This is a genomic window from Stenotrophomonas sp. STEN014 (assembly GCF_056760315.1).
Map to the genome: position 1 here is coordinate 419,567 of NZ_JBRREN010000002.1, position 12,067 is coordinate 431,633.

At 64.8% G+C, this 12,067-nt stretch carries 11 protein-coding genes; 2 read left to right on the forward strand and 9 right to left on the reverse strand.

Translation table 11 applies throughout. The annotated features are described in order from the left end of the window. Window positions 1–118: 118 nt before the first annotated feature. From ACVOMC_RS04645 to ACVOMC_RS04660, 4 genes are all read right to left on the reverse strand, one after another. Window positions 119–1,318: a Tle-like phospholipase domain-containing protein gene (locus tag ACVOMC_RS04645; RefSeq protein ID WP_481522990.1), complete on the reverse strand. Its 1,200-nt coding sequence runs from the start codon at window positions 1,316–1,318 to the stop codon at window positions 119–121. Window positions 1,319–1,336: 18 nt separating this feature from the next. Continuing rightward, window positions 1,337–2,128: an ankyrin repeat domain-containing protein gene (locus ACVOMC_RS04650; protein ID WP_481522991.1), complete on the reverse strand. Its 792-nt coding sequence runs from the start codon at window positions 2,126–2,128 to the stop codon at window positions 1,337–1,339. A gap of 391 nt (window positions 2,129–2,519) precedes the next feature. After that, on the reverse strand, window positions 2,520–2,744 hold the full coding sequence (locus ACVOMC_RS04655; protein WP_481522992.1) for a YbdD/YjiX family protein: 225 nt from the start codon (window positions 2,742–2,744) through the stop codon (window positions 2,520–2,522). After that, window positions 2,744–4,810: a carbon starvation CstA family protein gene (locus ACVOMC_RS04660; RefSeq protein WP_481522993.1), complete on the reverse strand. Its 2,067-nt coding sequence runs from the start codon at window positions 4,808–4,810 to the stop codon at window positions 2,744–2,746. Before ACVOMC_RS04660 ends, ACVOMC_RS04655 begins: the two co-directional genes overlap by 1 nt. Before the next feature lie 235 nt (window positions 4,811–5,045). Between ACVOMC_RS04660 and ACVOMC_RS04665 the strand changes: the two genes are divergently transcribed. After that, window positions 5,046–5,897: a pirin family protein gene (locus ACVOMC_RS04665; protein ID WP_481522994.1), complete on the forward strand. Its 852-nt coding sequence runs from the start codon at window positions 5,046–5,048 to the stop codon at window positions 5,895–5,897. 48 nt (window positions 5,898–5,945) lie between these two features. On the opposite strand, the gene ACVOMC_RS04670 is transcribed toward ACVOMC_RS04665, so the two are convergent. The 4 genes from ACVOMC_RS04670 to nfi all read right to left on the reverse strand — a co-directional run bounded on the left by ACVOMC_RS04670 (window position 5,946) and on the right by nfi (window position 9,126). Next, the gene (locus ACVOMC_RS04670; RefSeq protein ID WP_054660425.1) at window positions 5,946–6,410 is read right to left on the reverse strand and encodes a hypothetical protein; all 465 of its coding nucleotides are present in this window, start codon (window positions 6,408–6,410) and stop codon (window positions 5,946–5,948) included. 236 nt (window positions 6,411–6,646) lie between these two features. Further along, the gene (aqpZ, locus tag ACVOMC_RS04675) at window positions 6,647–7,366 is read right to left on the reverse strand and encodes an aquaporin Z (protein WP_481522995.1); all 720 of its coding nucleotides are present in this window, start codon (window positions 7,364–7,366) and stop codon (window positions 6,647–6,649) included. Between the two features lie 92 nt (window positions 7,367–7,458). Further along, window positions 7,459–8,319, reverse strand: a complete 861-nt coding sequence (locus ACVOMC_RS04680; protein ID WP_481522996.1) for a pirin family protein — start codon at window positions 8,317–8,319, stop codon at window positions 7,459–7,461. Between the two features lie 105 nt (window positions 8,320–8,424). Beyond that, on the reverse strand, window positions 8,425–9,126 hold the full coding sequence (gene nfi, locus ACVOMC_RS04685) for a deoxyribonuclease V (RefSeq protein ID WP_481522997.1): 702 nt from the start codon (window positions 9,124–9,126) through the stop codon (window positions 8,425–8,427). Window positions 9,127–9,231: 105 nt separating this feature from the next. Between nfi and gpmA the strand changes: the two genes are divergently transcribed. Next, the gene (gene gpmA, locus ACVOMC_RS04690) at window positions 9,232–9,981 is read left to right on the forward strand and encodes a 2,3-diphosphoglycerate-dependent phosphoglycerate mutase (RefSeq protein WP_481522998.1); all 750 of its coding nucleotides are present in this window, start codon (window positions 9,232–9,234) and stop codon (window positions 9,979–9,981) included. 1,151 nt (window positions 9,982–11,132) lie between these two features. Here the strand turns inward: gpmA and ACVOMC_RS04695 are convergent. Beyond that, window positions 11,133–12,056: an IS110 family RNA-guided transposase gene (locus ACVOMC_RS04695; RefSeq protein WP_481522999.1), complete on the reverse strand. Its 924-nt coding sequence runs from the start codon at window positions 12,054–12,056 to the stop codon at window positions 11,133–11,135. Window positions 12,057–12,067: the final 11 nt, after the last annotated feature.

Below are 12,067 nucleotides of genomic sequence, written 5' to 3' on the forward strand. Positions count from 1 at the left end.
TGCACTGCACGGGTGGCATGACCTGGGATTGCATGGTGATGACTGGTTCTGGCACCGGGATTTGTGGCGATCCGGCTCCCACCTATGATCAGGTTTTCAGATCGCGGGCATTGCCAAGTCAGCCCATCGCAAAGTGTCGCCGACGGTGGTCATGCTCAATAATCGAGTCGACTGCGACCGGGCTCTGGTACTGCTGGAGCTGACGGATACTGGCCTGCATCGGCATATCCCCTGCCGCTGCCAGATCCACGTTGCTGTGCCGATGTGCCGGGTCATGCAGGTTGCCCTGGACAGCGAACAGGCGGTCCCCGTGAACGAGCAGATGATCGATTCTGTCCAGCCCATCATCCGCCGAGCGCGCGGCGATACCCGCGGCGGTGTTGAGGAAGGACACGTCGTCTTTCAGGCCCAGCTTCTCCCGCTGGGGTCCAAGCTGGATGACCGCATCTTCGAACAACCGGTTCCCTACACTATTGGCCGATGCCGGGGCTTTGATTGCCTTGCCTTGTTCGGCATCGCGCAGCTGCTGCAGATCCAGCGAGTCCATCACCGAGGCGATACCATGAAGGTCATATCGATGCTTGAGCATTGCTCCGGGGACAAGGCGCTGGACAAAGGACAGCGGAGCGGGATCGCGCAGTTCGATTCGATGGCCAATAGCATCGGGCAGCGCCCATTTCAGCGGAATGCTGTCCTCCTGCAGATGCGTAAGCAGCTCGTTTTTGACGCTGTAGCTGCGGATCAGCCCACCGGCTGCATATTCCTTGGCAGCGGCGGGGTCAATGTTCTCTCTTGAGAGCGTGTTGTTATGAACACCGGCACTGTTATAGGTCACAGCCGGGGTGTCGGTTACCACCGCTGCTGCTGAAGCCAATCCTCCACCCAAAGAATGCCCTGTCAGTAAAAGCTCTTGTCCATACGCCTTCTTCGCTTGGCGGCCCAGTTCTATCGCATCTTCATACTGTTCTGTTTGCAAGCCTATTCCCTGGCCCAGGTTCTGTGGCCAGTCTTTTCCTTGATCTGTTCCGCAGAACGCAAGCACAACCTGTCCTGCCGGGCCTCGGTAGAGGCCTGCATCAAATCCGGATTTTCTGTTGTACAACAAATCAGGATCGATGCTCTTGCCCGCTAGCTCTGCTTCATCGATGCGCGACCATCCAGAAGGCAGGTGCTGTGGCGCAGTGGCCTGGCGGTCCCGTCTACCAAGGGCGTCGACGTAAAGAGCCTCAATGACGTGCGGCAACTCCATGTCCAGGGCGTGTGGCTTGGCTCCTGAAACGGACTCCGCCGAGAAGGGCCTGGATGCAGTCGATTCCATGACACGCTCCCGTGCTGGTCAGTGTTCAACGGGAACGTTGTGTGTCTCCAGCCAACTACGGACTTGGGCTCTTCCGGATTTCCCTTCCGCATTGAGCAGTTTTTCCGGTGTCATGAAAAATGATGACTGGAATGTCTGCCCGGCATTGTTGCGGAGGGTCGGGTCTACCCCCGCCGCCAGCAGTTTCAAGACGGTATCGGCGTCGTTGCCGGCGAGGAAAAGCAGGGTATTGCCGAGGTTGTCGCGGTGTTTCACGTCCGCTCCAGCACTGATCAGCAGGTCGCGTTGTGGGTGTTGTCCGTACATCACCGCAACGAACAGTGGCGTCCAGCCATTGGTCGGACGCGTGTAGTCGACGGGAACCTTGTGCTTGAGCAGAACCTCGAGGTACTCCGGTGGATCGACCATCGCGGCCATATGCACGACGGTTTCGTCATCCATGCCGATCAGGGAAGGATCGGCGCCGGCCTCCAGCAGCGCCTCGAGTGAAGCGGGCTTCTGGTTCCATATTGCCCATTCCAGCAGGGTCACATTGTATTGACCGCGGGCAGCCAGATCGGTGGTCGGCGCCAGTGCCTTTATCCGCGCGATATCGCCGTCAGCAATGGCATCTGCCAGCGGCTTCACGGCTGGATCGGTGAATGGGGTCTTCTGCGGGATGTCGGCTGCCACTCGTCCTTGCTCCTTTGCTTGAGACATTGTGCTTACGCATGAAGCGATATTGTTTATGCATGAAGTCGTTTTGCTTGCGCATGAAGCCACCAGCAACGAGGTGGCTATTGTTGCGAGAACACGGGTCTTTCTCTGCATTCCAGTTTCCTTTCCGGTTGCACTGCACGGGTGGCATGACCTGGGATTCCCTGGTGATGGCCGATCCTAGCACCGGGATCTGTGGCGACCGGTCCTGCCCCTGTGATCGGCTTTGCAGATCGCGGACATGAAGGAACGGCAGGACAGCCGTTCTTCACGGCGCAGCTGCCGAACAGTGACGCACAGGGATGTGCATCATGAAAGAACGGCAGCACAGTCGTTCTTCACGCCGCAGCCGCCGAACGGTGACGCACACGGATGCGCGTCATGAAAGAACGGCAGGACAGCCGTTCTCCACGGCGAGGCCGCCGGACGGTGACGCACAGGGATGTGCGTCATAAAAAAAGGCGGGGCCAATGGCCCCGCCTTCTATGTTCTTCAAACCGCGGACTCAGCAGCAGCGGAAGCCACTCTTGCCGCCGAAGCGGGCGTCCTGGCGTTCGCGGAAGAAGGTCTTGTAGTCCATGACCGGACGGTCGGGATGCTTCTCCTGCATGTGCCGCACATAGTTGTCATAGTCCGGCACGCCGCAGCACAGGCGCGCGGTCTGTACCAGACGCCGCCAGCTGCGGCGGAACGTCTGGTACTGGCCGACCGGGACCAGTTCGGTACCCATTACACGTCCATCTCGTGCGGCTTGAGCGCCACATACGGGGTTTCGCGGTCGGTGCGCACCGGCGAGCGGCGTGCCACCATGATGGTCTTGACCGAGTACACCAGCACCGCGAACACCACGAACAGGAACAGCGCGGTGAGGCCGGCGTTGATGTAGTTGTTGACCATCACCTGCTGCATCTGTCCGAAGTCCTTGGACGGCGGCAGCAGATTGCCGGCGGCGATCGCATCACGGTACTTGTGCGCCTGGGCCACGAAGCCCACCGCCGGTTCGCTGGAGAAGATCTTGATGAAGCCGGCCGCCGTGGTGCAGATCAGCAGCCAGATCGCCGGCAGCAGCGGCACCCAGGCGTACTTCTCCTTCTTCATCTTGAACAGCACCACGGTGCACAGCAGCAGCGCCACGCCGGCCAGCATCTGGTTGGCGATACCGAACAGCGGCCACAACATGTTGATGCCGCCCAGCGGATCGGTCACGCCCTGGTACAGGAAGTAGCCCCACAGCGCCACGCAGCCGCCGGTGGCGATGAAGCTGGCCACCCACGAATCGGTGCGGCGCAGTGCCGGCACGAAGTTGCCCAGCAGGTCCTGCAGCATGAAGCGGCCCGAACGGGTACCGGCATCGACGGCCGTGAGGATGAACAGTGCTTCGAACAGGATCGCGAAGTGGTACCAGAACGCCATCATGCCGTCGCCCGGCAGCACCGCATGCAGGATCTGCGCGATACCCACCGCCAGCGTCGGGGCGCCGCCGGCGCGCGAGAGGATGGTGCTTTCACCGATCTCGGCCGCGGTGGTGGTCAGCTGCTCCGGGGTGATCGCAAAGCCCCAGTTGCTCACCACCTGCGCGGCATGGACCACATCGGTGCCGATGATCGCCGCCGGGGAGTTCATCGCAAAGTAGATGCCCGGCTCGATGATCGAGGCCGCCACCATTGCCATGATCGCCACGAACGATTCCATCAGCATGCCGCCGTAGCCGATATAGGCGGCGTGGCCTTCATTGGCCAGCAGCTTGGGCGTGGTGCCCGAGCTGATCAGCGCATGGAAGCCGGAGACTGCGCCGCAGGCGATGGTGATGAACAGGAACGGGAACATGCTGCCCTTCCACACCGGGCCGGTGCCGTCGGTGAACTGTGTCAGCGCCGGCATCTTCAGTTCCGGCATCACGATCAGGATGCCGATCGCCAGGCCGACAATCGTGCCGATCTTGAGGAAGGTGGACAGGTAGTCGCGCGGGGCCAGCAGCAGCCACACCGGCAGCACCGCGGCCACGAAGCCGTAGCCGATCAGCATCCAGGTGATCTGCACGCCGGTGAAGGTGAACATCGGGCCCATGACCGGATCGGCGGCGACCTTGCCGCCGTACCAGATCGCGGCCAGCAGCAGCGCCAGGCCGACCACCGAGATCTCGCCGATCTTGCCGGGGCGGATGTAGCGCATGTAGATGCCCATCAGGATCGCGATCGGCATCGTCGCGATCACCGTGAACATGCCCCACGGGCTGCCTTCCAGTGCTTTCACCACGATCATCGCCAGCACCGCCAGGATGATGATCATGATCATGAAGACGCCGAACAGCGCGATGGTGCCCGGCACCGGGCCCATCTCCTCGCGTACCAGGTCGCCCAGCGAACGGCCGTTGCGGCGCGTGGAGATCATCAGGATCATGAAATCCTGCACCGCGCCGGCCAGCACCACGCCGGCAATCAGCCACAGCGTGCCGGGCAGGTAGCCCATCTGCGCGGCCAGCACCGGGCCGACCAGCGGGCCGGCGCCGGCAATGGCGGCGAAGTGGTGGCCGAACAGCACATGCTTGTTGGTCGGCACGTAGTCCAGGCCATCGTTGTTCAGAACCGCCGGGGTGGCGCGGGTGGGATCAACGCCGATGACCTTCCGGGCGACGAACAGGCCGTAGTAGCGGAACGCGACCAGGTACAGCGAAACCGCCGCCACCACGATCCACAACGCGTTGATGTGTTCGCCGCGGCGTAGCGCCACCACGCCCAGACAGAATGCGCCGATCAGGGACAGCAGCGCCCAGCCGGCTTTGGAGAAACCTTTCATCGAGTCGCCTCGCAGGAGATTGGCTCAAGGTTCTACCCATGGACGGCAGGGGTCAACGGATATGGCGGTGGCGGGACCCCAGACTTTGGTCTTACGGTGAAACCCCTGACAAACCTGACTGCGGGTTGCGTGGCGTGTCGCTTGCACCAGCACTGGAACAATCGGTTGCGGGGGCGGTGCTTGGTCCGGCCGTGGGCAGCATCCATTGTCTGGATATCTTTCAAGGAGCCTGATCATGACTGGTGACACCGCGGCCCGCGTGGTCCGCAACCTGCGGGGCATGCCTACCTCCGATGGTGCCGGGGTGCGTCTGACCCGGGTGATCGGCACGCCGGCGCTGCCGGAGCTGGATCCGTTCCTGATGCTGGACGAATTCGGCACCGACAAGCCGGAGGATTATCTGGCCGGTTTTCCCGACCATCCGCACCGCGGCTTTGAAACCGTCACCTACATGCTCGACGGCCGCATGCGGCACAGCGACAACCACGGCAACGAGGGCCTGCTGACCCCGGGCAGCGTGCAGTGGATGACCGCCGGGCGCGGGCTGGTGCATTCGGAGATGCCCGAGCAGGAGTCCGGGCGCATGCGTGGCTTCCAGCTGTGGGTGAACCTGCCGGCGCGCGAGAAGATGACCGATCCGCGCTACCAGGAGTTCGCCGCCGAGCGCATTCCGCAGGTCCAGCCGGCCCAGGGCGTGAGTGTCAAAGTCATCGCCGGCAGCGTCGGCGATGTCAGCGGCCCGATCGTGCAGCCGGCGACCGATCCGCTGTATCTGGATATCACCCTGGCGCCCGGCAGCTCGTGGCAGTACACGCTGCCGGCCGGCCACAATGCGTTCGCCTATGTGTTCGAAGGCGGCGTGACGGTGGGCGAGGGCGCAAATGCACGCGTGCTGGCGCAGAGCGAGCTGGCCGTACTCGGTGGTGGTCCCCAGCTGCAGTTGCAGGCCGGCCCGCAGGAAGCGCGTCTGATCCTGGTCGCCGGGCGCCCGCTGGGCGAACCGGTGGCGCGTCACGGCCCGTTCGTGATGAACACCCGGCAGGAGCTGATGCAGGCCTTCGTGGATTACCAGGAAGGCCGCTTCTGACCGATGCGCCGTCCGCGCCGCAGGAGCGCGGACGGGCCGCGCGGGGCGTCAGTTGCCGCTGCCGGCCAGCGCCGGGGAGTTGAGGTTCAGGGCCTGGGTCAGCGTCTGCAGGCTGGCCAGCTCGCCGCCGTCGGCCGCTTCGATCCAGATCTGGGCATAGCGCTTCTTGTCCAGCTTGACCACGGTGATACGGCGCGACTCCAGCCCCGGCAGGTCGCGGCCGCCCATATCCATCTTGTACCAGTGCAGCGCCTCGCCGCCGAAGGTGCCTTTTTCCGCGCGCAGCGCCCGGGTCAGGGCGATGCCCGGATCACGCGCGGTGAGCATCATGTTGAGCACGGTACGGCCATCAGGGGTGGTGGCCTTGCAGACGATGAAGTCGCTCTGGGCCTGCTGTTCCCAGTGCAGGCCGCTGTCGGCCGGCAGCAGCGGGCACTGGGCGGTCTGCTGGGCCGAGGCGGTGGCAGCGGCGGCAAGCAACAGGGCGGCACAAACGGTACGGACAGTCTTCACTTCGCTTTCCCCATGAAACATCGCCCGCTACCGGCGCGATGGATGTTGTGTGGATCGTTGAAGGCGGTTGCGCGGCTGGTGGCCAGTTCCCTCGCGCCCGTTGCGCGCATCCCCATGCGCGCCAGCCGAGGTCCGACGGTATTACACAACCGCCGTCACTTGCAAAGCATGTTTCAGATCACACAAAAAAGCGGCCCCGCCGGGGGCCGCTTCTGTCGCGGGCTACCGGCAACGGTCTAGTTGTCGCTGCCGATCCACTTGTAGGCGATGCCGCCGATCATCGCGCCCAGGATCGGCGCCACCCAGAACAGCCACAGCTGGCCGATCTGCCCGGGGCCGGCAAACACCGCCACCGCGGTGGAGCGGGCCGGGTTGACCGAGGTGTTGGTGACGGGAATGGAGATCAGGTGGATCAGCGTCAGCGCCAGACCGATGGCGATCGGCGCGAAGCCGGCCGGTGCCTTGCCGTGGGTGGCGCCCATGATCACCACCAGGAAGAACGCGGTCATCACCACCTCGCACAGGAACGCGGCCGCGACGCTGTAGCCGCCCGGCGACAGTGCGCCGTAGCCGTTGCTGGCGAAGGCGCCGGCCTGGCTGCCGTCGATGGCGAAACCGGCATTGCCCTGGGCGATCTGCAACAGGATGAACGCCGCGGCCACGCCGCCCAGCACCTGCGCCACGATGTATGGGGCCAGATCCTTGCCGGCGAAACGCCCACCGGCCCACAGGCCGATGCTCACCGCCGGGTTGAAGTGGGCACCGGAGATGTGGCCGAAGGCATAGGCGCCGGTCAGCACGGTCAGGCCGAAGGCCAGCGCCACCCCGTGGAAACCGATCCCCAGCGGATTGCCGTCGCCCCCGAAATTGGCCGCCAGCACCGCGCTGCCGCAGCCGCCCAGCACCAGCCAGAACGTGCCGAGAAACTCGGCCGCCAGTCGCTTGCTCATATCCATGCGTGTTTCCCCTCGATTCCCCGGAGCGGGTGGGGGAAACATAAGCCAGCGGCGTGCGGGCGGCGTATTGAAAGCGTTAAGGCCGCGGCGGCTTACGCCGGCAGCGGAATGAACTCCTTGTCATCACCCGGAATCGTGCCGAAGCGGCCGGCCTGCCAGTCGTCCTTGGCCTGCTCGATGCGCTCCTTGGAGCTGGAGACGAAGTTCCACCACAGGTGGCGCGGACCATCCAGCGGCTCGCCACCCATCAGCATCGCCTTGACCGGGGTTCTGGCACGCAGGCGCCCGCGCGCGCCGGCCTCGGGAAGGACCAGGTGCATGGCCGGCACATCCACGCCGTCCAGCTGCGCCTCACCTTCCAGAATGTAGAGCGCACGCTCCACGTGGCTGGCGTCCAGGTCGATCTCCGCGCCCGGGTCCAGGTCGATGGCCACATTCAAGGTGTCGGCAAACACCTGCACCGGCGATTCCTCGCCATAGGCGCGGCCGGCGATCACCCGCAGCAGCGCACCGTTCCGGCGCTGCTGCGGCAGCTGGCCGGCGCTGAAGTGGTGGAACGCCGGGGCGGTTTCCTCGTGCGACTTCGGCAGCGCGATCCAGGTCTGCATGCCGTGCAGCGGGTGGTCGTGGCCACGCTCGGCCGGCGGGGTGCGCTCGGAATGGGCGATGCCACGGCCGGCGGTCATCCAGTTCACATCACCCGGGCGGATGATCTGCTCCGAACCCAGCGTGTCGCGGTGGCCGATCTGCCCGGACCACAGGAACGTCACCGCGGCCAGGCCGATATGCGGGTGCGGGCGCACGTCGATGCCCTGGCCGGGGGCGAACACCGCCGGGCCCATGTGGTCGACGAACACGAACGGGCCCACGCTGCGCGCCTGCAGGGTGGGCACCGCACGCCGCACCTGGAAACCGCCCAGGTCGTGCACGCGCGGATTGAGGATCGTGGTCATGGAAAACTCCCGGTTGCGTTGGGCCGCAGGATTGCACGGGGGCGGGGCGCTGTCCGTACCGGCCCGGAAACGGATTGTTGCGACAGGCCTCGCTCACCCTCGGCCTCACCCGGCCGGGGCGCGGCCATCGCGGCGCGAGGCCAGCCGGTCGGCCAGCCGGGTAGGCTCGGGCAGGCGGTAGCGCCCCAGGCAGGCCAACACCAACTGCAGACTCGTCGGGACCGACACCCGGTGGCCGGGCGAGACAAACAGCGGATTGCAGCGCGGCTTGCTGCGCAGCACCCAGCCGACCTGACGGCCCCTGTGCCACAGCGGGGTGTGATCGCCCCGCAGCGGGCCGGGTTCGTCGTAGTCGCCGACCAGCCGGCTCTTGGCCACACCAATGCAGGGCAGCCCGCTGAGCACGCCCAGGTGCGCGGCGATGCCCAGGCCGCGCGGGTGGGCGATGCCATGGCCATCCACCAGTACCAGCGCCGGGGCGGTACTCAACTGCTGCAGCGCCTGCCACGCCGCCGGCAACTCGCGGAAGCTCAGCAGGCCGGGAATATAGGGCAGGGCGGTGGGCAGACGCGCCACGCGTGATTCCAGCAGTTGCAGGCTGCCGCCATCGAGCAGCACCGCCGCCGCACGGGTGATGCGACCTTCGTCCTCGAAGCCGGTATCCACCCCGCCCAGCCGTGCGGGCAGGGCGGTGAGTACATCCTCCAGCGACACCTGCGCGGCAAGGCGGCTCTGCAGGGCCCGCAGCGCACGCAGATCTTCCGGGGTCGCCCGCTCGGGCAGCGGGGGCAAGGCGGTGTCGAGCATGCCGGCAGCATGGCACGGCCCCGGTCAAGGCGGCGTGGCGTGCGCGGCCACTCCGCGTGAAGCGGCTACAATCCAGCGCCTACCCCACCTCCGGAGACCTCTGCTGTGACCCGTAAACTCGTGCTGTTGCGCCATGGCCAAAGCCAGTGGAACCTCGACAACCGTTTCACCGGCTGGGTCGATGTCGATCTCACCGAGCAGGGCCGCCAGGAGGCCGCCACCGCCGGCCGCTTGATGAAGGAAGAAGGGCTGCAGTTCGATGTCGCCCACACCTCCGTGCTCAAGCGTGCCATCCACACCCTGCAGGGCGCGCTGGCCGAGATGGGCCAGGACTGGCTGCCGGTTGCCAAATCCTGGCGTCTGAACGAGCGTCACTACGGTGGCCTGCAGGGCCTGGACAAGGCCGAGACCGCCGCCAAGCACGGCGAGGACCAGGTCAAGGTGTGGCGCCGTTCCTATGACATCCCGCCGCCGCCCATGGACCTGGCCGATCCGGGCCATCCCAGCCACGACCGCCGCTACGCCGGCCTGGACCGCAACGCGCTGCCGGCCACCGAATCGCTGGCCACCACGCTCGATCGCGTGCTGCCGTACTGGTTTGACGCCATCGCCCCGCAGCTCAAGGATGGCAAGACCGTGCTGGTCACCGCCCACGGCAACTCGCTGCGCGCGCTGTACAAGTACCTCAACAACGTGAGCAAGGAAGAAATCCTCGAGCTCAACATCCCCACCGGCATTCCGCTGCTGTTCGAGCTGGATGAAGACCTGGCGGTGCAGTCGTTCCGTTACCTGGGCGATCCGGAAGCGGCCAAAAAGGCTGCCGAGGCCGTGGCCAACCAGGCCAAGGCCCGGTAAGTAACACGTCCTGCAATCCCCTTACGACACCCGGCCGATGCCGGGTGTCGTCGTTTACGGCAGCGCCGCCCCGGCGAGGCCTTCTCGGTGTGCCGGGGCGCGCCGCGTTTGCACCCCCAAGCGGGGGCCGTCGCGTGGCACCGGTCGGCGCTGGCCGGTGCCGTGGCAGCGGCGCCCCCGCGCGGCTTTCCGGTAGACCGGCGCGCGGCGGCGTTGCACCAAAAAGGGGCATCGATGGCACTTGAAACGGCATCGATGCCGCTTTTTTCGCCATCGATGCCACTTTGACCGGCAACGTTGCCCCTTTTTGGGGCATCACTGCCGCTTTTTTCGGCACGCTTGCCCCTTTTTGGGGCATCGATGCCACTTTTTTCGGCAACGTTGCCCCTTTTTGGGGCAACGATGGCACTTGAAGTGGCAACGATGCCGCTTTTTTCGGCATCGATGAGACTTCTGTCTCAAAAGCAGGCGTTTCCGGGCTGCCCGTAGCCGCACACAGCGGCGCGAACGGCTCCGGTTCCCCGTGCCGGACCCCACAACCTCTTGGAGCAGGCCCCAAAAGATCGCCCCGAAGGGCGGCGGGTTACTGCAAACGGCGCAGGCCGGCGCCACGCTGGCACTGGAATACGGCTGCCGGACCGGGCAAAACGACCCGGCCGGCTCAATCAGGCCACATACCGGCAGCGGCGTTACACCGGATCACTGGGGGTCTAATCGATATGGCGACTTTCCTGGGGCATAACACCAGCCGTCTGCGGCGGCCGGTTGCCCCGGGGAATAATGCAAACTGTTGATACAGCGCCGGATTCCCCCGGTTCACATCATCGCCGCCAACAGCCATACTCGGCGCAACACCGCAATTAGGCGGTCCAATAAGTGTTAGGCATCAGATCAAGGAGAAGAGGATGCAAGGGAGCTCAGAGTTCGTTGTCGGCTGGGGAACGCTTTCGTTGATAAACGCTGGCCTAGCTCAGTCAAAGGGACGGAGTGGTGCTGGATGGTGGTTTGCATCGGTCTTCATCGGACCGATAGCGACGCTACTTATCGTAGCTCTACCGCCGCCATCAGCTGGCTGATGCCTAACAATTCATTCAAGCCGAACCCGCTTCGCGGCTCGGCTTAATTCAGCAACTGTCTTGTGGAACTGCAGCTCAGGCTAGGGTTAACCCCTCAGCACGCAGCTCATCACGTCGTCTGGCGTTGATGATTCCCAGCAGCTTGCGCATGCAGGCCACCAGCGCGACCTTGCCCAGCTTTCCTCGTTCGCGCAGTTGCTGGTAATGCGCTTTCATCACCGGGTCCCAGCGCACCGCTGACAGCGTGGCCATATAGAGTGCCACCCGGACCGGTGAGCGGCCTCCGCGGATGCGGCGCTGGCCGGAGCCTTGGCCGCTATCCCGGTTCATGGGAGCCACGCCTACCAGCTTGGCAATCTGGCGGCGGTCGAGTTGGCCTAGCTCGGGCAGCAGCGCCAATACCGTCGCCTGGAACACCGGACCGAGCCCCTTGCTGGAACGCACGGCGGGAGTCGCGTGCTGTTTGATCAGTGCTTGGATGGCGTGATCGATCGCAGCCTGTTCGCGGGCCAGTGCGGCGATAGTGCGGGTCGCCAGCTTGCGTACATGCGCCGGAGCCATCGTGGCCTGCTGTTTCTGCGCCTGTAACGTCGTGACTACCTGGCCACGTCGACGCAGCCAATCCCGCACGTCACGCTGCCACGGTGGTGGTGCCAGATAGGGACGAAGACGGTCGGCAAACAGGCGTGCCATCAAGGCCAGCAGCCGGGCATCGATGACATCGGTTTTGGCCAGTTCGCCAGTGGCCCGTGCAAAGTCACGAGCTTGACGCGGGTTCACCCGCGCAATCCAGAGGCCGGCATCGCAGCAGACTTCCAACAGCGGCTCTTCATAACCGCCAGTGGCTTCGACCACAATCCGTGTTGCCTTCAAATGCTGCAGTCGCTCAATGACCTTGGTAATTCCGGTCGGGGTATTGGGATAACGGGCCACTTCACTTTGCCCGTCTACTGCCAGATCCAGGCTGGCCTTGCCCACGTCGATTCCCACTGCCGTCATGTCGATTCTCC

Excerpts from the sequence above, each read along its gene's own strand:
- ACVOMC_RS04645 (WP_481522990.1), bottom strand. The coding sequence starts at position 1,318 with ATGGAATCGACTGCATCCAGGCCCTTCTCGGCGGAGTCCGTTTCAGGA.
- ACVOMC_RS04650 (WP_481522991.1), bottom strand. The coding sequence starts at position 2,128 with ATGCAGAGAAAGACCCGTGTTCTCGCAACAATAGCCACCTCGTTGCTG.
- ACVOMC_RS04655 (WP_481522992.1), bottom strand. The coding sequence starts at position 2,744 with ATGGGTACCGAACTGGTCCCGGTCGGCCAGTACCAGACGTTCCGCCGC.
- ACVOMC_RS04660 (WP_481522993.1), bottom strand. The coding sequence starts at position 4,810 with ATGAAAGGTTTCTCCAAAGCCGGCTGGGCGCTGCTGTCCCTGATCGGC.
- ACVOMC_RS04665 (WP_481522994.1), top strand. The coding sequence starts at position 5,046 with ATGACTGGTGACACCGCGGCCCGCGTGGTCCGCAACCTGCGGGGCATG.
- aqpZ (WP_481522995.1), bottom strand. The coding sequence starts at position 7,366 with ATGGATATGAGCAAGCGACTGGCGGCCGAGTTTCTCGGCACGTTCTGG.
- ACVOMC_RS04680 (WP_481522996.1), bottom strand. The coding sequence starts at position 8,319 with ATGACCACGATCCTCAATCCGCGCGTGCACGACCTGGGCGGTTTCCAG.
- nfi (WP_481522997.1), bottom strand. The coding sequence starts at position 9,126 with ATGCTCGACACCGCCTTGCCCCCGCTGCCCGAGCGGGCGACCCCGGAA.
- ACVOMC_RS04695 (WP_481522999.1), bottom strand. The coding sequence starts at position 12,056 with ATGACGGCAGTGGGAATCGACGTGGGCAAGGCCAGCCTGGATCTGGCA.